This window comes from Sphaerotilus sp. (assembly GCF_031429695.1).
Lineage (GTDB): Bacteria > Pseudomonadota > Gammaproteobacteria > Burkholderiales > Burkholderiaceae_C > Sphaerotilus.
In genome coordinates this window covers 47,231-67,825 of the sequence record NZ_JANPAB010000055.1, presented here as the reverse complement: position 1 = coordinate 67,825, position 20,595 = coordinate 47,231, and the positions used below count along the sequence as shown (strand labels likewise).

At 68.5% G+C, this 20,595-nt stretch carries 18 protein-coding genes; 13 read left to right on the top strand and 5 right to left on the bottom strand.

The window, feature by feature from the left end:
• Positions 1-24: 24 nt before the first annotated feature.
• The gene (locus RMP06_RS09670; RefSeq protein ID WP_310461566.1) at positions 25-1,569 is read right to left on the bottom strand and encodes a Ppx/GppA phosphatase family protein; all 1,545 of its coding nucleotides are present in this window, start codon (positions 1,567-1,569) and stop codon (positions 25-27) included.
• A gap of 99 nt (positions 1,570-1,668) precedes the next feature.
• Between RMP06_RS09670 and RMP06_RS09665 the strand changes: the two genes are divergently transcribed.
• The 4 genes from RMP06_RS09665 to RMP06_RS09650 all read left to right on the top strand — a co-directional run bounded on the left by RMP06_RS09665 (position 1,669) and on the right by RMP06_RS09650 (position 5,512).
• Positions 1,669-2,556, top strand: coding sequence for a dienelactone hydrolase family protein (locus tag RMP06_RS09665; protein WP_310461565.1), 888 nt, complete (start codon positions 1,669-1,671; stop codon positions 2,554-2,556).
• Between the two features lie 115 nt (positions 2,557-2,671).
• Positions 2,672-3,730, top strand: a complete 1,059-nt coding sequence (locus tag RMP06_RS09660) for a YncE family protein (RefSeq protein WP_310461564.1) — start codon at positions 2,672-2,674, stop codon at positions 3,728-3,730.
• 7 nt (positions 3,731-3,737) lie between these two features.
• Positions 3,738-4,538 carry a polysaccharide deacetylase family protein gene (locus RMP06_RS09655; protein ID WP_310461563.1) on the top strand — a complete coding sequence of 267 codons (801 nt, stop codon included), beginning with the start codon at positions 3,738-3,740 and terminating at the stop codon, positions 4,536-4,538.
• Positions 4,538-5,512 (top strand): sterol desaturase family protein, encoded by a 975-nt coding sequence (locus RMP06_RS09650; RefSeq protein WP_409050143.1) that lies wholly within the window; start codon positions 4,538-4,540, stop codon positions 5,510-5,512. The genes RMP06_RS09655 and RMP06_RS09650 overlap by 1 nt, the downstream gene beginning before the upstream one ends.
• Positions 5,513-5,520: 8 nt before the next feature.
• On the opposite strand, the gene RMP06_RS09645 is transcribed toward RMP06_RS09650, so the two are convergent.
• A complete protein-coding gene (locus tag RMP06_RS09645) occupies positions 5,521-5,793 on the bottom strand; it encodes a tetratricopeptide repeat protein (RefSeq protein WP_310461561.1) in 273 nt (90 codons plus the stop codon).
• On the bottom strand, positions 5,738-6,781 hold the full coding sequence (locus RMP06_RS09640; RefSeq protein WP_310461582.1) for a winged helix-turn-helix domain-containing protein: 1,044 nt from the start codon (positions 6,779-6,781) through the stop codon (positions 5,738-5,740). Before RMP06_RS09640 ends, RMP06_RS09645 begins: the two co-directional genes overlap by 56 nt.
• Before the next feature lie 148 nt (positions 6,782-6,929).
• Here RMP06_RS09640 and RMP06_RS09635 point away from each other — a divergent pair, with 148 nt between their 5' ends.
• The 8 genes from RMP06_RS09635 to RMP06_RS09600 all read left to right on the top strand — a co-directional run bounded on the left by RMP06_RS09635 (position 6,930) and on the right by RMP06_RS09600 (position 16,003).
• Positions 6,930-8,594, top strand: a complete 1,665-nt coding sequence (locus tag RMP06_RS09635; RefSeq protein WP_310461560.1) for an amidohydrolase — start codon at positions 6,930-6,932, stop codon at positions 8,592-8,594.
• A gap of 47 nt (positions 8,595-8,641) precedes the next feature.
• On the top strand, positions 8,642-9,517 hold the full coding sequence (locus tag RMP06_RS09630) for an EI24 domain-containing protein (RefSeq protein WP_310461559.1): 876 nt from the start codon (positions 8,642-8,644) through the stop codon (positions 9,515-9,517).
• Positions 9,514-10,311, top strand: coding sequence for a competence/damage-inducible protein A (locus RMP06_RS09625; protein ID WP_310461558.1), 798 nt, complete (start codon positions 9,514-9,516; stop codon positions 10,309-10,311). Before RMP06_RS09630 ends, RMP06_RS09625 begins: the two co-directional genes overlap by 4 nt.
• 189 nt (positions 10,312-10,500) lie before the next feature.
• Positions 10,501-11,916, top strand: a complete 1,416-nt coding sequence (gene glnA / locus RMP06_RS09620) for a type I glutamate--ammonia ligase (protein WP_293994874.1) — start codon at positions 10,501-10,503, stop codon at positions 11,914-11,916.
• 86 nt (positions 11,917-12,002) lie between these two features.
• Positions 12,003-12,554, top strand: coding sequence for a hypothetical protein (locus RMP06_RS09615; RefSeq protein WP_310461557.1), 552 nt, complete (start codon positions 12,003-12,005; stop codon positions 12,552-12,554).
• Complete coding sequence (glnL, locus tag RMP06_RS09610) at positions 12,551-13,636, top strand: nitrogen regulation protein NR(II) (protein ID WP_310461556.1); 1,086 nt, start codon at positions 12,551-12,553, stop codon at positions 13,634-13,636. The genes RMP06_RS09615 and glnL overlap by 4 nt, the downstream gene beginning before the upstream one ends.
• 23 nt (positions 13,637-13,659) lie before the next feature.
• The gene (ntrC, locus tag RMP06_RS09605) at positions 13,660-15,150 is read left to right on the top strand and encodes a nitrogen regulation protein NR(I) (RefSeq protein ID WP_310461555.1); all 1,491 of its coding nucleotides are present in this window, start codon (positions 13,660-13,662) and stop codon (positions 15,148-15,150) included.
• Between the two features lie 109 nt (positions 15,151-15,259).
• Positions 15,260-16,003 (top strand): Crp/Fnr family transcriptional regulator, encoded by a 744-nt coding sequence (locus tag RMP06_RS09600; protein WP_310461554.1) that lies wholly within the window; start codon positions 15,260-15,262, stop codon positions 16,001-16,003.
• 16 nt (positions 16,004-16,019) lie between these two features.
• Here the strand turns inward: RMP06_RS09600 and RMP06_RS09595 are convergent, their stop codons facing one another.
• Entirely contained in the window at positions 16,020-17,990 is a 1,971-nt protein-coding gene (locus RMP06_RS09595) for a YhgE/Pip domain-containing protein (RefSeq protein ID WP_310461553.1), read from the bottom strand.
• A 171-nt stretch (positions 17,991-18,161) separates the two neighbouring features.
• Between RMP06_RS09595 and rpoH the strand changes: the two genes are divergently transcribed.
• Positions 18,162-19,103, top strand: coding sequence for an RNA polymerase sigma factor RpoH (gene rpoH, locus RMP06_RS09590; protein ID WP_310461552.1), 942 nt, complete (start codon positions 18,162-18,164; stop codon positions 19,101-19,103).
• Positions 19,104-19,105: 2 nt separating this feature from the next.
• Here rpoH and RMP06_RS09585 read toward each other — a convergent pair whose 3' ends face one another.
• Positions 19,106-20,530, bottom strand: coding sequence for an aminotransferase-like domain-containing protein (locus RMP06_RS09585; protein WP_310461551.1), 1,425 nt, complete (start codon positions 20,528-20,530; stop codon positions 19,106-19,108).
• Between the last annotated feature and the right edge of the window lie 65 nt (positions 20,531-20,595).

Genomic DNA, 20,595 nt, shown 5'->3' with positions numbered 1-20,595 from the left:
CGTGGCGGCGCTGCGCCGGAAGTCTCAGCCGGTTTGCACGGTCTGCAGCCGCAGCAGGCCGACCTTGGACCAGGCCTCGACCTCGCCTTGCAGCAGATGCAGCGTGCGGGGGTGTTGCGCTGCCCAGCCGGCGGTGAAGCTCAGGCGGAGCTGGCGCCCTTCGGCGGACAGTGCCGGCAGCGGCTGCTCCGGCGCGCTGCGGGCATGGCACAACAGCACCGCCAGCCGAAGCGCCATCACCTGCGCGGCCAGCGCAGGGTCAGCCAGCGCCGCCTCGATCTTGCGCAGCCCGCCGCGGTGGCCGAGGACCAGGTCGGCCAGACGGCGCTGCTGGTTCTGCGAGAAGCCGGGGGCGTCCACATGGCCGACCAGATAGGCGCTGTGGCGGTGGTGGTCGTGGTGCGAGACCATCATGCCGATCTCGTGCAGCGCGGTGGCCCAGCCGAGTTCGCGCTGGTGGTCGAGCGTGGCGCGGGGCTGTACCTGCCGGTAGAGCGGGCCGGCGACGCCCTGCACCCGGTGCGCCTGGGCGACATCGACGCGGAACCGCTGCTGCAGATCGACCACGGTGTCATCGCGCAGATCGTGGTGGGCGGGATCGCGGTCGGCGGCGAGGCGCTCTTCGAGGTCGAAGATCACGCCCTGGCGCAGCGCTCCCCGTGCCGGCTGCAGCGCCCCGATGCCGAACTGCGCCGCCAGTGTGCTGAGAATGGCCAGCCCGCCACCGAGCACGGCGCGGCGCTCCGGCTTGAGGCCCGGCAACTTCAGCGCGTCCTGGTGTCCTGCGGCGATGCACGCCTGGATGCACCAGCGCAAGCCCTCGGGCGTGATCGCGCCGTCGGTGATGCCGCTGGCGGCCAGCAACTGCGACACTGCGCCGGCCGTGCCCGACGATCCCAGCGCCTCGACCCAGTGTTGCCGGGAGAACTGCGCCAGCGCCTCCTCCAGCTCGGCCCCTGCGGCGATCTGGGCCGCCTCGAAGCGTTCTGCGGTGAACTGGCCGTCGGGGAAGTACTGCATCGACAGGCTGACGCTGCCGATGTGGAAGGACTCGGCCTGCAGCGGCGTGGTGCCGACGCCGATGATCATCTCGGTCGAGCGCCCGCCGATGTCCACGACCAGGCGCTGCCGGTCCGAGGGCTGCAGCCGCGCCACCCCCTTGTAGATCAACCGGGCTTCCTCGCGGCCGGAGATCACCTCGACCGGATGCCCCAGCGCTTCGCCGGCCCGCGCCAGGAAGGCGTTGCGGTTGGTGGCTTCCCGCAGTGTCTGGGTGGCCACGGCGCGCAGCTGTCTCGACGGAATGCCGGCCAGCCGGCTGCGAAAACGCGCCAGACAGGCCAGCCCGCGCAGCGCAGCTTCCTCGCTCAGCACGCCGTCGGCATCGAGGCCGGCGCCCAGGCGCACGGTGTCCTTGAGGTAGTCGATGCGGCGGTAGCGGCCGTGGGTGATCTGGCCGATTTCGAGCCGGAAGCTGTTCGAACCGATGTCGATCGACGCGAGCACGCCACGCCAGGACGGTCCGGCAGTGGAAGTGGGGGGCACGGCAGAGTCGGTCTGGGCTGGCATGGCCCTATTGTCCATGCCTCGGCCGAGGGCTTGCCCTGGCGCCTGGCTGAAGGCGCCTGCGTTCCTAGAATGCGCGCTTGCCCAGCAACGGAGACTCCCATGACCGACCCCGTGAACCGCGCCGAATTCGACAGCCTCACCCCCAGCCAGGACTTCACCCGGCGCAGCTTCGTGCAGACTGCCATCGGCAGCGGGTTCGCGGCGGCGGTGTTGCCGGTCGTGGCGCAGAACGTCATCAACACGCCGTCGGATGGCCTGGTGGTGGGGGAGGTCACCATCGACGTGGGCGGATTCAAGATGCCCGCCTACCGGGCCGCACCGGCGGGGGGCAAGAACCTGCCGGTGGTGCTGGTGCTCAGCGAGATCTTCGGCGTCCACGAGCACGTCGCCGATGTCGCCAGGCGGTTGGCGCGGCAGGGCTATCTGGCCATTGCGCCAGAGCTGTTCGTGCGCCAGGGCGATGCGGGCAGCTATGGCGAGATGGCCAAGCTGATGAGCGAGGTCATCGGCAAGGTGCCGGATGCGCAGGTGCTGGGTGACCTCGACGCGGCTGTCGCCTGGGCCGCGGCCCATGGCGGTGACACCGCACGGCTGGCCGTCACCGGTTTCTGCTGGGGCGGGCGCATCACCTGGCTCTACGCCGCGCACAACCCCAAGGTCAAGGCCGGCGTGGCGTGGTACGGCCGCCTGGTCGGCAATGCGACGGCGCTGATGCCGCGCCATCCGGTCGAGCTGGCCGGTGAACTCCATGGCGCAGTGCTGGGACTCTACGGCGGGCAGGACAGCGGCATTCCGCTGGACACGGTCGAGAAGATGAAGACCGCGCTCGCCGCTGGCAGCGCGGCGGCGAAGCGTTCCGAGTTCGTCGTCTATCCGGACGCGCCGCACGCCTTCCACGCCGACTACCGCCCCAGCTACCGCCAAGCTGCGGCGCAGGACGGTTGGGCACGCTGCCTGGCGTGGTTCAAGGCGAACGGCGTCGCCTGAATCGCGACCTAAGTCCCCCCCGATGTGACCGCGATCAAGCAGGGGGGCCGGGAAGGTCTTGTGCTTCTGGTGCCGCCAGTACACTGCCGCACCGTTTCCTGGATCTCCCCGCTGCATGATCTCGCGCCGCCGTTGTCTCTCTTCCTCCGCTGCCGCGCTGCTGGCGCTGGCCTGTGATGTTCGCGCACAGGGGGCCGCCTCCGCGCCGGCCAAACCGGTTGTGGCGGCTGCGTCTGCACCGGTCGTGGCCCGCCCGCCGATCTTCGTGCTCAACTCGCTGGACGCGACCATCAGCGTGATCGACCCGGTCAGCATGACCGAACTGCGCCGCCTGCCCACCGGCAAGGAGCCGCACCACCTCTACCTCTCGCCGGACGAGAAGTCGCTGCTGGTGGCCAATGCGGTCGGCAACACGATCACGCTGGTCGATCCGCGCACCGGCCAGATCCAGCGCACGATGACCGACATCGTCGATCCGTACCAGCTGCGCTTCTCGCCCGACATGAAGTGGTTCGTCACCGCGGCGAACCGGCTCAACCACATCGACCTCTACCGCGTCACGCGCCCGGCCGCAGGCGGCTTCGAGCTGGCCCTGACCAAGCGTCTGCCCACCGGCAAGACGCCCAGCCACGTCATCATCGACACGAAGTCCACCGTGGTCTACGCCAGCATCCAGGACGACGACCAGATCACGGCGATCGACCTGGCCAGCCAGACGACGCGCTGGACCGTGCCGTCCGGCAAGACGCCGGCCGACGTGTTCCTGAGCGCGGACGACAAGACCTTGCTGGTCGGCCTGACTGGGGATGCCTTCGTCGAGGCCTACGACGTCAGCGTCACGCCGCCGAAGCTGGTCAAGCGCATCCCGACCGGTGCCGGCGCCCACGCCTTCCGCGCCTGGGGCGACCAGCGGCATGTGCTGGTGAGCAACCGCGTGGCCAACACCATCAGCCGCATCGACATCCAGACCCTCGCCGTGGTGGACAACTACCCGGCGCCGAGCGGTCCGGACTGCATGGACCTCTCGCCCGACCGCAAGTTCATCTACGTGGCTTCGCGCTGGGCCGGCAAGCTGACCGTGATCGACACGGAGCAGAAGAAGGTGGTGCGCCAGATCAATGTCGGCAAGTCGCCGCACGGTGTCTGGACGCTGGAGCACGCCGGCCGGCTGTGAAGACCTGATGAAACGACCGATCACGCCTGGACTGGCGGCGGCCGCGCTGGCGCTGGTGCTGGCGACCGGCAGCGCGCAGTCGGCCTCCTGCGACCGGCCGCTGTTCCTGACCTTCGACACCGGCCACATGGGCGTGGCGCCGCTGGTGGCCGAGGTGCTGGCGCGCCAGCAGGTCAAGGCCACCTTTTTCCTCGCCAACGAGAAGACGCTGAACGACGGCCGCAGCCTCGACGCGCAGTGGGCGCCGTGGTGGAAGGCGCGGGCGGCGGAAGGGCACCTGTTCGGCTCGCACACCTTCGACCATGTCTACTGGCGTGCCGACCGGTCTGACGGCAGCTTCGACATCCGCCCGACCTTCGGCCCGCAGGCCGACCGCACAGTCCGCATGGAGGCCGCGGCCTACTGCACCGAATTGCAGCGCTCCGCCACCCGCTTCACCGAGATGACTGGCCAGCGCATGGCCCCGCTGTTCCGTGCGCCGGGCGGCAAGACGTCGCCCGCGCTGCTGGCGGCGGCCGGGCAGTGCGGCTGGCAGCATGTGCCGTGGAGTCCGGCGGGGTTTCTCGGCGATGAACTGTCGAGCGAAAAATTCCCCAACGCCGCTTTGCTGCAGAAGGCGCTGCGCGACATCCGTCCCGGTGACATCCTGCTGGCGCACCTGGGCATCTGGTCGCGCCAGGATCCGTGGGCGCCTGCCGTGCTGGAGCCGTTGCTCATTGGCCTGAAGCAGCGTGGCCACTGCTTTGCGACCTTGGCCGAGCACCTGGCCTATCGCGAGGCAGTACGCAAAGGGTCGATCACACCATGATCGATGCGCTTGTCGAGCTGTTCGGGACCTTGCAGCAGTGGCTGTTCGAGGCCGCGGTGCAGCCGGTGGTGTTCGCGCTCGGCGGCGGCTCGATCCTGGAGGACGCCTACGATGCCACTGGCTGGCTGCTGGTCGGCCTGCTGCAGATCGGGGTGATGCTGGTGGTGATCGGGCCGCTGCAGCGCTGGCGGCCCGTCGAGCCGCTGACGGACCGGGCGGCGGTGCGCGTGGATGTGCTCTACACGCTGCTGCACCGACTCGGCTTGTTCCGGGTGGCGATGTTCTTCGCGGTCGATCCGCTGTGGGATGGACTGCGCGGCTGGCTGGTGGTGCAGGGGGTCACCGGCTGGCAGCTCGACACGCTGATCGCGCCACTGTGGCCGGGGGTGAGCGACACGGCACTGGCGGCGTTCGTGGTCTACCTCGTGGTGTTCGATTGTGCCAACTACCTGATCCACCGCGCCCAGCACCAGTTCGATTGGTGGTGGGCGCTGCACGCCGTGCACCACAGCCAGCGCCAGATGACGATGTGGACCGACAACCGCAACCACCTGCTCGATTCGGTGCTCGTCGATCTGGTGCTGGTGCAGCTCGGCCACGCGATCGGCGTCGCGCCGGGGCAGTTCGTGGCGGTGGTGGCGCTGTCGCAACTGGTCGAGAGCCTGTCGCATGTCAATGCGCGGCTGGGCTTCGGCTGGCTCGGCGAGCGGCTGCTGGTCAGCCCGCGCTTCCACCGTCTGCACCACAGCCTGGGGCTCGGCCACGAGTCTGGCGGCAAGGGCACGCTGGGTGGACACAACTTTGCGGTGCTGCTGCCGGTGTGGGATGTCCTGTTCGGCACGGCGCGCTTCCAGGGCGGTGACCTCGCCACCGGCATCCGCGACCAGTTGCCCGAGGAGGGCGGGCGGGACTACGGGCGCGGGTTCTGGACGCAGCAGTGGCTGGGGTTGCTGAGGCTGGTCGGGCGGGCCTGACGCGCGCTTTAACGCTCGGGCATGCCCGCCCGGCGCAGGCCGCTCTTGAAACGGGCATCGAACTGCCTGAACGCGGCGTTGTCATCCGGCATGTGGTTCCATTGCGCAATGGTTCGGGTGTGCGTGTTGTTCAAGGCCAGGTAGCGTGCCAGCATGGTCCGTGCCTCTGCATCACGCCCGGTCAGGGCCAGGATCGATGCCAGCCCCGCGTGTGCGGGCGGGTTTTCAGGGGCCGCCGCCACCGCGCGGCGCAGCCACAGCACCGCTTCTTCGTCGCGCATCGGCTTGCGCACCGAGGCGAAACCATGCCGCCTCGCATTGCAGGGCCAGATCCTCGGCGTCGAAGTCGGTGTGCGCCGGCTTCGGGCGTCGTCCGTCGGCCTGGACCAGCTCTGCGTTCAGCGCGCCGGCCAGGCGCGTGACGATGCGGTCCTGGGTGTGCAGGAGACCGGTTCGAGGGGTGTCGAACTGGTCGGACCAGAGGACGGTCGAGGTCTGCGTGTCCACGAGCCTGGCGCTGATGCGCAGTTGTTCGCCGCTGTCCAGCACGCTGCCTTGCAAGGCATAGCGCACCCCGAATTGGGTACCGACCTGTCGGGGATCGGCCTCGGCACCCTTCAGGGTGAATGCACTGCCCGGCGCGATCACCAGGGCGCCGCGAATGTGCGCGAGCGCGGTCGTCAGGTCGTTGGTGATGGCATCGGCCAGGTACTCCCGGGTCGGATCGGGACCGAGGTGGGCGAAGGGCAGCACCACCAGCGACAGCCGCGGTGCGGCCAGGCTCCGACCGCGATCGACCCAGAAGATGGCGGACAGCACCAGCACAAGCGCCAACAGAAGGGCTGCAACGGACCGCACGAGTCCTTGAACCGGCAAGCCCTTGCGGCCCGCCGTCGCCACCGCCACCGGGTTGTGGTGTTCACCGTCCGGCGGTGGCGCTGTGGACGCTTTCGGATCGGACGCCTGCACGGACAGGGCGAACAGGTAGCCGCGCCGGGTGATCGTGCGGATCATCTGCTGATCGCCGTCGCCCAGTGCTGCACGGATTTCGCTGATGCAGCGGGTCAGTGAATCTTCGGTGACCACCACACCGGGCCAGACCGCTGCCAGCAGCTCGTCCTTGGTGACAAGGCGCTCCGGGTGGGTGACCAGGTAGTGCAGCAGGGCGAAGCTCTTGGGACGCAGGGCGATTTCCGTGCCGGCGCGGTGCAGGCAGGCACGCGAACAATCGACATCGAAGACGCCGAATCGATAGCGATCCACAGGCATCGGCGCCACGCAAGCCTCTCCCAAGTTGCGCATTTCGGCACCTTCAGCGCGCTTTCAGCGCAAGTTCAGCCAACCTTCACCGCCTTGCCAGGACCAACCGGCTGCACCCGGCGCCGAATGGGGCTTCCACCCACCCCAAGGATGCGCCATGGCCCACGCCTTCACCCTGACATCGGAACATACACCCTGGCTGCGGATCGGTGTGGCGGGTTGGCTCGGCCTGGCGGGCATGGCGGCCGCCGCCGCACCGGATCTGCTGCTGGTCAACGCCAAGGTGTTCACGGCGGACCCGGCCCAGCCCTATGCCCAGGCGGTCGCCATCGAAGCGGGACGCATTCTCGCGGTGGGCAGCGACGAACAGGTGCGCGTCCTGGCCGGGCCGGGCACCCGCATCATCGACACCGGTGGGCGCCTGGTGACACCGGGCCTGATCGAGGCCCATGTGCATCTCGGGCCGCCCTTGCCCACGCCACCGCTGGCGATGCCGAACCTGCCGTTCCCGGGGCCGTCCGGCGAGCAGGTGCTGGCCGTGGTGGAGCAGGCGGCGAAGGCGCGCACCGATTGGATCAGCGCCTTCATCGGTCCGCTGGCGGCACGCGACCGCCGCAACTGGCGCCTCGCACTGGATGGCGTGGCGCCGAACACACCGGTCACGCTGCGCGGATTCTTTGGCCACCTCACCCTCGTCAACAGCGAGGCCCTGCGCCGACTGGGGATCACCGAAGCGGTGACCGATCCCCTGGGCGGCTGGTGGGGCCGGGATGGCAGCGGCCGACTGGACGGCAGCGTCTACGAGGAGGCGCAGCGGGCGAGTTCGATGCAGGCGCCACCGCCCGTGCTGGCCAAGGCCTTCGGCGACGCTGCCCAGCGTTATGCCCGCTGGGGGGTCACCTCGGTCCATCTCATGAACAACGACAAGTCCCTGCAGGCCACGCTCGACGGACTCGCCCTGGCCAACACCGGGCAGAAATGGACGGTCTATTCGTGGGCGATGCCGGTGCAGCGCATCCCGGATGCCTGGTCGGTCATCGATGCGGCCCCCCGGCAGATACCACCCAGAATCCGCATCGAGGGGCCGAAGTGGATGCTCGACGGCACGCCGCTGGAACAGAACTCCTTTCAGCGGGAAGCCCATCCCGGTCGGCCCGGCTGGTTCGGGCGGTCGAATTACACCCAGGACCAGATCACCACGCTGCTGCGACTCGCGCTGGAGCGGCCGACCCAGCTCGCGCTGCACGTGGTCGGTGATGCGGAAACCGACCGCTTGCTCCGGACGATGGAGCAGCTTGCGCCGGCGTCCGCGTGGCAGGCCAAGCGCGTGCGTTTCGAGCATGGTGATGGTCTGCGCCCTGAAACCCTGGCGCAGGCCGCACGGCTGGGCGTCGTCGTGGTCCAGAACCCGACCCACCTGCCGCCCCCGCCGATGCCGGGCGCTCTGGTGATCACCAACCAGACCTTGCTGCTGAAGAGCTTGCTGGTGGCGGGCATTCCACTCGCGCTCGGATCGGACGGGGGGCCGACGGAACAGAACCCGTTCCTGAACCTGATGCTGGCCAGCCTGTACCCGGCCAGGCCCGGCGAGGCCTTGTCACGCGAACAGGCGCTGACGGCCTACACCGCCGGCGCCGCCTACGCCGAAGGGCAGGAGCGGCGCAAGGGGCGCATCGCGGTGGGGCTGGCGGCCGATCTGGCGGTGCTGTCGCAGGACGTGTTGACCGTTCCGGTGCGCCAGTTGCCGGCCACGACCAGTCTGCTGACGCTGGTGGATGGTGAAGTGATCTTCGAGGACGCGGTGTTCACGCAGGCCAGGTAAGCCGCCACGCTGCACACGGCGTTGGCCGAGTCGCTATGCTGGCGCCCATGTCCAAAGTCCTTGATGCCTTCTGGCGCGCGCTGACGTATTGCCTTCTGCCGCGCGTGATCCTCCTGTCGCTGCTGCCCGTGCTGCTGCTGGGCGGGTTTGCATTCGGGCTGGCGTGGTTTTTCTGGGATCCGGCGGTCGAAGGTGCACGGCGATTCGTGCTCGACACGCCGCTGCTGGCGCCCGTCACCGCGTGGATCGACCAGTTCACCGGTGGCGCCTTCCGCAGCGTGATCGGGCCGCTGATCGTGGTGGTGCTGGCGGTGCCGGTGATGATCGTGGCGTCGCTGCTGCTGGTGTCCACCTTCATGGGCTCGACCGTGGTCACCCTGGTGGCACGTCGGCGTTTCGTGACGCTGGAGCGCCACCACGGCGGCCGCTGGTGGCAGGCGCTGTGGTGGTCGCTCGGCTCGACCGTGGTGGCGCTGGCCGTGATGGTGGTCAGTCTGCCGCTGTGGGTGATTCCGCCGCTGGCGCTGCTGGTTCCGCCGCTGATCTGGGGTTGGCTGACCTACCGCGTGATGGTCTATGACGCGCTGGCCGACCACGCCACGCACGACGAGCGGCTGGCCGTGATGCGCCGCCACCGCGGGCCGTTGCTGCTCATCGGCATCGTCTCGGGCTACCTGGGCGCGGCGCCGTCGCTGATCTGGGCCATGGGCGCGCTGGCGCTGCCGATGATGCCGCTGCTGATCCCGGTGTTCGTCTGGCTCTACACGCTGGTGTTCGTGCTGGCGTCGCTGTGGTTCACGCATTACAGCCTGGCTGCGCTTGACGCGATGCGCCGCGAACCCACGCCGGACGTGCTGCCGCCTGTGGCGGTGCCTCCCCCGGCGTTGCCCGATTCTTCACCCACCCCCATCGCCCTCCCATGAACTTCGGCCTCATCATCATCGGCGACGAGATCCTCTCGGGCAAACGCCAGGACAAGCACCTCGCCAAGGTCATCGAACTGCTGTCGGCCCGCGGCCTGTCGCTGGCCTGGAGCACCTACGTCGGCGACGACCCGCGCCGCATCACCGACACGCTGCGTGGCGCATTTGCCAGCGGTGACGTGGTGTTCTCCTGCGGCGGCATCGGCGCGACACCCGACGACCACACGCGCCAATGCGCGGCGGCGGCGCTGGGCGTGCCGCTCGAACTGCATCCCGAAGCCTGCGAACTCATCATGGAGCGTGTGCGCCAGATGGCGATCGAGAAAGGCTGGAGCGACGACCCGACCCACCCCGACACCATCCACCGCACGAACATGGGCGTCTTCCCGGTCGGCGCGCAGATCATCCCCAACCCGTACAACAAGATCCCCGGCTTCTCGGTCGGCGAGGTGCATTTCGTGCCCGGCTTCCCGGTGATGGCGCACCCGATGATCGAGGCGCTGCTTGACACCCGCTACGCGCACCTGCACGGCGCCGGGGTGCAGGAGGAACGCTCCATCATCGTCTACGGTTCGATGGAGGCCAGCCTCACGCCGCTGATGATCGACATCGAGGCGCGCTTCGAGGGCATCAAGGTCTTCAGTCTGCCCAGCGTGGACCATCCGGTGCATGGTCGGCACATCGAACTTGGCGTCAAGGGCCCGCCGGGCGAGCACCTGCTGCGCGCCTACGCCGCCCTGCGTGCCGGCTTGCAGGCGCCCCATATCGAAACAGGCCCCGAAATGGTGCGTTAAAAGCACCAACTTTGTGCCTTGATGGTCGGCGCTGCATGGCGGTGCCCGAGCCGGCCACAACGTGCAAAGCGTCCATCTCGCCATGGGCGTGGGCATGGATTCTGCTACATTGCTCGGCGGTTCTCAGCCCGGCTGGGAACCCTACAAACACCCCCCTTTCTGATCTCGCTACTCGCTAGGAGCCTCCTGATGGCCAAGACCGTCGCCGACGTGATGAAGATGGTGAAGGAAAACGAAGTCAAGTTCGTTGACTTCCGTTTCACCGACACCCGTGGCAAGGAACAGCACGTCACAGTGCCCGTTTCCCACTTCGATGAAGACAAGTTCACGTCGGGTCACGCCTTCGACGGTTCGTCCATCGCAGGCTGGAAGGGCATCGAAGCCTCGGACATGCAGCTCATGCCCGACGCCAACACGGCCAACATCGATCCCTTCTTCGAAGAGACGACGATGATCATGACGTGTGACGTCATTGATCCGGCCGACGGCAAGCCCTACGAGCGCGACCCGCGTTCGCTGGCCAAGCGTGCCGAGGCGTACATGAAGTCGACCGGCCTGGGCGACACCGCCTTCTTCGGTCCGGAACCCGAGTTCTTCGTGTTCGACAGCGTGCGCTGGGGTGCGGACATGTCCGGCTCCTTCTGCTCGATCGAGTCGGAAGAAGCGGCCTGGAACACCGGCAAGGACTACGAGCACGGCAACAAGGGCTTCCGCCCGACCGTCAAGGGTGGTTACTTCCCCGTGCCGCCGGTCGATTCTGGCCAGGACATGCGCTCGGAGATGTGCCTGATCCTCGAATCGATGGGCATCCCGGTCGAAGTGCACCACCACGAAGTGGCGAACGCCGGCCAGATGGAAATCGGCACCCGTTTCAGCACGCTGATCCAGCGCGCCGACTGGGTCCAGCTCCAGAAGTACATCATCCACAACGTCGCGGGCGCCTACGGCAAGACCGCCACGTTCATGCCGAAGCCGATCGTCGGCGACAACGGGTCGGGCATGCACGTCCACCAGTCGGTGTGGAAGGATGGCGTCAACCTGTTCGCCGGTGACGGCTATGCGGGCCTGAGCGACTTCGCGCTGTACTACATCGGCGGCATCATCAAGCACGCCCGTGCGCTGAACGCGATCACCAACCCCGGCACCAACAGCTACAAGCGCCTGGTCCCGGGCTACGAAGCCCCGGTGAAGCTGGCCTACTCGGCCAAGAACCGCTCGGCCTCGATCCGCATTCCGTACGTCGCCAATCCGAAGGGCCGCCGCGTCGAAGCGCGTTTCCCGGATCCGCTGATGAACCCGTACCTGGGCTTCGCCGCGCTGCTGATGGCCGGCCTGGACGGCGTCGAGAACAAGATCCACCCGGGCGAAGCTGCCACGAAGGATCTGTACCACCTGCCGCCGGAAGAAGACGCGCTGATCCCGACCGTGTGCTCGTCGCTGGAACAGGCGCTGGAGTATCTGGACAAGGGCCGTGCGTTCCTGACCAAGGGTGGCGTGTTCACCGACTCGTACATCGACGCGTACATCGACCTGAAGATGCAGGAAGTCCAGCGCATGCGCATGACGACCCATCCGATCGAGTTCGACATGTACTACACGCTGTGATGTCGCCGTGACCTGATCCCCGATCGGGTCTGGTGTGATGCAGAGGCGGCCCGCGGGCCGCCTTTTTCATGGGCGATACTGCCGCGATGAGCATGACTTCCCTTCAACGCACGCTGCGCACGGTGGTGGCGCTGGCCCTCGCGGTCGGCGCGACTGCGGTCGGCGCCCAGGAGCGGCCGGTCTACCGCTGCCCCGGCAACCTCTACACCGACCAGTACAGCGCCAAGGAGGCGGCTGATCTGGGCTGCAAGATGCTCGACGGCGCGCCGGTCTCGGTGGTGCAGTCGTCCGTGCGGCGTGCACCAGCGGGCGGTGGCGGGGAGGGCGGTGCTGTTCGGCCGGCCAGTGGTGCGGCGCCGGCGGTGCGCGCCAGCGGCGAGATGCGCATCGATCCCGCACAGCAACGCGCCCGCGACAGCGACGCCCGGCGCATCCTGGACGCTGAGCTGGCCAAGGAGGAGGAGCGCCTTGCCGCCCTCCGCAAGGACTACAACAACGGTGAACCCGAGCGCCGTGGCGACGAGCGCAACTACGCCCGGTACCAGGAGCGCGTGGCCGAGATGAAATCCGCCATCGCCCGCAAGGAAGCCGACATTGCCGCCCTCAAGCGCGAACTCACCAAGCTGCCCACCCCGTGAACCTGCTGCGTACCCATGCCCACGCCTTCGACGCGTTCGACCACCTGGCCACGATGGTGGCCGTGCTGCGCCGTGATGGCCGCTGCACCTATGTGAATGCCGCGTTCGAGAGCGTGCTGGGCCTGCCCCGGCGGGTCTTGCAGCGCGGGCGGGTGTTCGACTGGTTTGTCGATCCGGCCACGCTCAAGGTCACCTTCGATGCGGTGGTGGCCAACGAATTCGCCACGGCGCGGCTGGAAGCCCTGCTGCGCCGCCCGCCCAGTGCGACCTCGGGGGAGCCGCTGCCGGTCCACGCCATCGTCACCCAGATCGACCACGGCGAGCAGGTGCTGCTGGAGCTGGTCGAGATCGAGCAGCAGACCCGCCAGGACCGCGAGGCCCGCACGCTCGACCAGGCCCGCGTCACCAAGGAGCTGATTCGCAACCTCGCCCACGAGATCAAGAACCCGCTGGGGGGCATCCGCGGCGCGGCGCAGTTGCTGGAGATGGACCTGGAGAGCAAGGCACTGCGCGAGTACACCCAGGTCATCATCCACGAGGCCGACCGGCTGCAGGCGCTGGTGGACCGGCTGCTGGCGCCGCACCGCCGCCCGCACATGGTCACGGACGTCAACATCCACGAAGTGCTGGAGCGGGTGCGGGCGCTCATCCTGGCCGAGTTCCCCAAGGGGCTGACGGTGCAGCGCGACTACGACATCTCGCTGCCCGAGTTCCGCGGCGACGGTGAGCAGCTGATCCAGGCCGTGCTCAACATCACCCACAACGCAGCGCAGGCGCTGGCCACGCGGCGGCTGGACGAGGGCGATGCCCGCATCGTGCTGCGCACCCGCGCGGCGCGGCAGGTGACGATCGGGCGCCAGCGCTACCGGCTGGCACTGGAATTGCATATTGAAGACAACGGACCCGGCGTGCCGCCCGAGATCCGTGATCGCATCTTCTTCCCGCTGGTCTCCGGCCGGGACGGGGGTTCGGGCCTCGGACTGACGCTGGCACAGGACTTCATCCAGCAGCACCACGGCCTGATCGAATGCGAAAGCGAACCTGGGTGCACGCTGTTCAAGATACAGATTCCTCTGCCCTGAGCGCACACCGCCCAACACCGCCCATGAAACCCATCTGGATCGTTGACGACGACCAATCCATCCGCTTCGTGCTGGAGAAGGCGCTCGCCCGTGAAGAGCTGCCGGTGCGCAGCTTCACGAATGCCCGCGATGTGCTGACTGCGCTGGAGGACGACGCTCCGCAGGTGCTGGTGAGCGATATCCGCATGCCGGGCGGCACGGGCATCGACTTGCTGGTCAAGGTCAAGGCCAAGTATCCGGGCCTGCCGGTGATCATCATGACGGCGTATTCCGACCTGGACAGCGCCGTCTCGGCCTTCCAGAGTGGCGCCTTCGAGTACCTGCCCAAGCCCTTCGATCTGCCCAAGGCGGTGGCGCTGATCCGCCGCGCGGTGGACGAGAGCCTGCGCGAGGAGAGCGTGGACGAGGCCACCGCCGAGGTGCCCGAGATGCTCGGGCAGGCGCCGGCGATGCAGGACGTGTTCCGCGCCATCGGCCGGCTCAGCCAGAGCAACGTCACCGTGCTGATCACGGGCGAGTCCGGCTCGGGCAAGGAGCTGGTGGCGCGCGCGCTGCACAAGCACAGCCTGCGCGCGGGCGGTCCGTTCGTGGCGATCAACACCGCGGCGATCCCGAAGGATCTGCTGGAGAGCGAACTCTTCGGCCACGAACGCGGTGCCTTCACAGGGGCACAGGCCACGCGCCGCGGCCGTTTCGAGCAGGCCGAAGGCGGCACGCTCTTCCTCGATGAGATCGGTGACATGCCGTTCGATCTGCAGACGCGGCTGCTGCGCGTGTTGTCGGACGGCCAGTTCTACCGCGTCGGCGGGCACCAGCCGCTGAAGTCGAACGTGCGCGTGATCGCCGCGACCCACCAGCACCTGGAAGAGCGGGTGCGCGACGGTGCGTTCCGCGAAGACCTCTTTCACCGACTCAACGTCATCCGCCTGCGCCTGCCGGCGCTGCGCGAGCGGCGCGAGGACATTCCCGCGCTGGCCCGCCACTTCATGCAGCGCAGCGCCAAGGAGCTGGGCGTCGAGTCCAAGCGCATTTCCGATCTGGCGCTGCAGCAGATCGCGCTGTTCGACTTCCCCGGCAACGTCCGGCAACTGGAGAACCTCTGCCACTGGCTGACGGTGATGGCGCCTGCGCAGACCATCGACCCCAAGGATCTTCCGCCCGAGATCCAGGCGCATGTCCACGCATTGGCTGCGCACGCGCTGGTGCCCACTGCTTCGCCGCAACATTTGCCGCTGGCTGGACAGCCAGGGCTTGCGCCCGCACCTGCATCGGTGCCTGTGCGCGAGGCACTGACGTCGATCGATACCTGGCTCGATGACCTCGAACGCGAGGCCCGGGCGCTGCTGGAGCAGGGCCACACGCAGGTCTGGGACGATCTGACCCGGCTTTTCGAGGGCCGGCTGATCCAGACCGCGCTGTCCATCACCAAGGGCCGGCGCATCGAAGCCGCCCACAAGCTGGGCATCGGCCGCAACACGATCACCCGCAAGATCCAGGAACTCGGGCTCGATTGAGCCGGCCGGGTTTGACCTGCCTCAACAGTCAGGTGGGCAACATGGGCGACAGTGCAGGGAGATTTCTTCCCGCTTGCTGTTCGACCTGCACTGATTGCTGCCCATGGAGATGTTTTCCCCCCTCGCGGGGCCTTGGCCCCGGCCCCGCCGCCGTCTGACTGGCGCCACGCCTGCTGCGGCCGACCCGGCGCCCTGGCTGCGGGTGCTGTCGGCGTCCACGCTGGCGCTGGCCGATGTGGAGTTGCTGATGCGCCTGGCCCATCGCCGCGCGGTGGAGGCGGGAGCGGCCGTGCTCGACCGCAGCGGCCCGGCGCAGTCGCTGGTGCTGCTGCTGTCGGGCGACGTGGTGCTGGGCTCGCGTGCGGCGGACGGCGGTTTGCGCACCGAACGCAGCCTCAGCGGGCCGGCGTGGCTGGATGTCAGCGCCGCATGGCTCGGTCAGCCCTACGCGATGGAGGTACAGGCCTTGTCCGATGTGGTCGTGGCCGATCTCCCGCTCGACGCGCTGCGCGACCAGATGCCGGCCCACCCGACGCTGGCCCAGCAGTTCTGCGAGACGCTGGCGCAGCAGGTGCAGCAGATGACGATGGCCTCGCGCAACCTGCTGCACAACGACGCGCCGGCCCGGTTGGCACAGTGGCTGTTGCAGCGCCTGCCACAACGCAGCGGTCAGGCCGAGCTGCGCCTGCAGGAGCGCAAGCGCGACATCGCCCAGCAGCTCGCCATGTCGCCGGAGACGCTGTCGCGGCTGATGCGCAGCTTCGAGTCGCGCGGCGTGCTGTCGGTGCGCGGCTACCAGGTGCAGGTGCGCGACGTGGACGAGTTGCGCGCGCTGGCCGGCACGGTGGCCTGAGCCGCAGGCCGGGCGGTCAGTCGAGTTCGATCCCGGGGTGGTAGTCCGCGGCTGGGGTGATTTTCCAGCGCCCCGCCAGTGTGGCTCCCAGCAGCGCCGCGCCGCCACACCCGGCCACCACCGCCCAGTGCGCGAGCCACTGGCCGTCATAGGCACCGAACATGCTGGCGCGGAAAGCCCGCACGACCCAGGTGAAGGGCAGGTAGGGATGCAGCGTCTGGAAGAAGGGCGTGGCCAGCTCGATCGGCAGCGTCGCCCCGGCGGAGGACAGCTGCACGATCAGCAGGATGATGCCCAGCACCTTGCCCAGCTCGCCGAACCAGCGGATCAGTGCGAACAGGATCAGCAGGAAGGTGAGTGACGCCGCAGCGACCGTGACGACGAAGGGGGCGAGGTCATGGACCCGGATGTCCAGCACGCCGATCATCATCGCCACCATCACCGCCGACTGACCGAGCACCACCGCCGACGGCCAGACCAGCTTGCCCGCGACCTGTGCCGAGCGCCGCAGTCCAGCGGCGTCATCGGGCAGACGGCGCAGGCTGAACAGCAGTGCTGCAGTCACCGCACCTACCCAGAGGGACATCGGCACGAAGTTCGGCGCAAATCCGGACCCGTCGTTGCCGACCGGGGCAACGATCTCCAGTTCCGGCTCGACCGAGTCGGCCAGCCCGCGTGCGCTGCCCTCTGGCATCGGCACATCGCCGGGCAGTGCGTTGGCCAGCAAGGCCAGCCCGTCGCGCAACTGCGCGCTGCCGGTGTCCAGCCGCGCCAGCCCGCTGGCGAGCTGGGTGTGACCGCCTTGCAGCTTGCGCAGACCGTCGCTCAGGGCCAGTGCGCCCGATCCGAGCTGCTGCGCGCCGTGGGGCAGGGCGTCGATGCGGCTGTCGTCGGGCAGCGCGGCGGTGATCTGGTGCAGCGAACCGCTGAACTGGGTGAGACCACCGGTCAGGCTCTGGATACCGGTCTGGAGCTGCTGGGCGCCGCCGATCAGCCGCTGGTTGTTGTCGCGCGCCTGCACCAGCCCGAGCCCGAGCAGCTCGGCGCCATGGTCCAGCGCCTGGGCGCCCTCGGCCAGACCATCCCCCACCAGCGGAATCGGCGACGCGCTGCGCTGCAGTGCCTGCGCACCGGTCTGCAGCTGCCGGGTGCCCTGGTGCAGCTGGTCCAGCCCCTTGCTCAACTCGGTCTGGCCTTGCACCAGACGCTGCATGCCGGTTTTCAGGGGCTCGGCGTCGGTGGCGGTGGGCCGGTGTGTGTCCAGTGCGCGCAGGCTGGAGGACAACTGGCGCCAGCCGCCAGCGAACTGGGTGCTGGCGTCAGCGAGTTGCGTGGCGCCGCGTTGTACCTGGCCTGCTGCGTCGCCCGCCTTGCCCAGGCCCTGGGTCAGATCGACCTCGCCTTGCCGGGCCTGGCGGGCGCCGTCGGCCAGCAGCCGGCTGCCGTCGTGCAGGTGCCCGACCCGCTCGCGCAGCGTGGCCAGATTCAGCTTGGAGCCTTGCGCCGAGGTCAGCACCATGTCCCAGCGCTGCTCGTTGAGCGCCTCGTTGACGCGGTGCGCCAGTTCCGGCGCGAAGCGCTTGGCAAATCCGGCCGCGCTGTAGCTGTTGCCTTCGGAGGTGTAGATCACCAGCTTGGCCGCACCCGCCTCGCGGCCAGGCACCGCCTGTTCGCTGAAATCCGGCGGAATCAGGACCGCGAAGCTCAGTTCGCCCCGCCGCACCGCCCGCTTGGCTATCTCGGTGTCGTCGAAGCGCTCCCACTGGAACAGGCCCTGGCGCAACAGCGTCTGGCTGACATCCTCGCCCATGCGGGTGGTCTCGCCGCGGAAGGTCACGCCGGTGTCGGCATTGACCAGTCCAGCCCGCAAGGCACTGGTGCGCGCACTTGGATCCCACATGCTGGACAGATAGATCAGCGCATACAGCGCGGGAATGAACAGCGCCCCCACCACCGCCGCCGCGAATCGGCGGTCCCGCAGCAGCAATGCCCGGTCCGCACGCGCGAGCAGTCCTACACCCCTCCACCAGCCCATCGTCTCCGCTCGCTTTCGATTGATTGTTGTCACAAGTCTGGCCTTTGCGTGCTTTTTTGGCTTTAGCACTCGCTGAGGCCGAGTGCTAAACTTGGTGGGAACTCTAGGACGCAAGCACAGTCTATGTCCACCATGCCACTGTCACAGTCATCTTCCACTGCTCTTTCCTTGCGCGACCCGTGGGCCCTGGTGCCTTCGCTGGGCAACCTTGATGCGTACATCAGCGCCGTCAATCGGCTGCCCATGCTGACCGCCGAGGAAGAGTCCGGTCTGGCGCGCAAGCTGCGTGACAAGCAAGATCTGGACGCTGCCGGCCGGCTGGTGCTGTCGCACCTGCGGCTGGTCGTGTCGGTGGCCCGCCAGTACCTCGGTTACGGCCTGCCGCACGGCGACCTGATCCAGGAAGGCAACATCGGTCTGATGAAGGCCGTCAAGCGCTTCGATCCCGAGCAGGGCGTGCGGCTGGTCAGCTACGCGCTGCACTGGATCAAGGCCGAGATCCACGAATACATCCTCAAGAACTGGCGCATGGTCAAGGTCGCGACGACCAAGGCGCAGCGCAAGCTGTTCTTCAATCTGCGCTCGATGAAGCGCCAGTTCAAGGGCGAAGCTGCCGAGGGCGATACGCACCGTGCCGGCCTGTCCTCGGCCGAGATCGACAAGGTGGCCGCGCAGCTCAATGTCAAGCGCGAAGAGGTCATCGAGATGGAAACCCGCTTCGCCGGTGGCGACGTGGCACTCGATCCGAGCGGTGACGACGAGGACGACTACGCCTACGCGCCGATCGCCTACCTGGCCGACAACCGCCACGAGCCGACCCAGGCAATCGAGGCCCGCCGCCGCGACGACCTTGCCGGTCCCGGCCTGCTGCGCGCGCTCGATGTGCTCGACGCCCGCAGCCGCCGCATCGTCGAGGAGCGCTGGCTCAAGGTCAACGACGATGGCTCCGGCGGCCTGACGCTGCACGACCTGGCCGCCGAATACGGCGTCAGCGCCGAGCGCATCCGCCAGATCGAAGTCGCCGCCATGAAGAAGATGACGACGGCGCTGGTCGAACCCGCCTGACCTCACGGCTGCAGCGCGCCCCGCGCTGCAGCGAACGTCCGCCAGAATCCCGCATCCTGCGCCGTCGCGAAGTTGATCCGCATCTGCGTGCACGGCTGTCGGCGGGCGTGGAAGAGGCTGCCGGGTGCCATCAGCCAGTCCTCGTCCAGCAGCCGCTGGGCGAGCTGCTCGGTGTCCACCCCCGTCTCGACCCAGCCGAACAGCCCCTGCGGCGGACAGACAAACGTGCAACCCGCCCCGAGCGCCAGTTGCACGCTGCGGTTGCGCGCCGCGTCCAGCCGGGTACAGACCCGCTCGGCATGGCGGCGCAGCTGCCCCTGCTCCAGACAGACCGCCACCGCCTGCTCCAGCAGCGCCGGCGTGGTCAGGCTCGACAGCAGCTTCACGTCGATCAACCGCTCGACCTGCGCTTCGGGCGCCGCGACGTAGCCCACCCGCCAGCCCGGCGCCAGGATCTTCGAGAACCCGCTGACGTAGAAGGTACGGCGCAAGCCGTCGAGCGCGGACAGGCGCGGCGCGTGGGCCGGGGCGAGGTGGGCATAGGTGTCGTCCTCCAGGATCTGCAGGTCGTGGTCCTGCGCGAGCTGCAGCAGGCGGTGCGCCGTGGACAGGCTGAGCATGCCGCCAGTCGGGTTGTGCAGCACCGACACCGTCACATACAGCCGCGGGCGGTGCTCCCGGGCCAGCGCGTCCATCACCGCCAGATCCGGCCCGTCCGGTCCCCGTGGCACCGGCAGCAGGCGCATCCCGAGGTGCGTCAGCCGGGCGTATTCGACCGACCAGCCTGGCTCGTCCACCAGCACCGCGTCGCCCGCGGTCAGCAGCGTGCGCGAGACCAGATCCAGCGCCTGCGTCGCACCGACCGCCGTGATGATCTGCGACGGCGTGGCGCGCACGCCGAAGTCGGCGATCCGGTCGGACAGCGCGGCGCGCAGGCGCGGATCGCCGGCCGGTTCGCCGTACTGCAGTGACGCTGCGGCATCCCCGCGTCCGCGGTCTTCCGTCAGCACCTTGCGCAGTGCGCTGTGCAGCATCGGCAGGTCAAGCCAGCTCGGCGGCAGCGTGCCCAGACCGGGGCCGGGGCGCTGGCTGTTGCGGCCCAGCATCCCGCGGATGAGCGCGCTGGCGTCGAAGGGCACCGTGCGCGGCGTGGGCGTTTGTGCGGCGCGGGTGGCCGTCGGCAGATCGCGCCGCAGTTCGCGCACGAAAAAACCGCGTTGCCGGCGCGCCTCGACCAGCCCCTGCGCCAGCAACTGGTCATAGGCGGCCACAACGGTGTGCGGGCTGACCGCGTGCCGCTGCGCGCAGTCGCGCACCGAGGGCAGCCGGGCGCCGGGCGCGAGCAGGCGGTGGCGGATCTGCTGGGCGAAGTGGGCGGCGAGTTGTTCGGCGAGGGTCTGGTCGCTGCGGCGGCTGAGCTGGGGCATGTGTCGTTCTCTTGGCCAATACAGTAGTGAACAGTATCGGACAAAAGTGTACTGGTGCTGTGCTG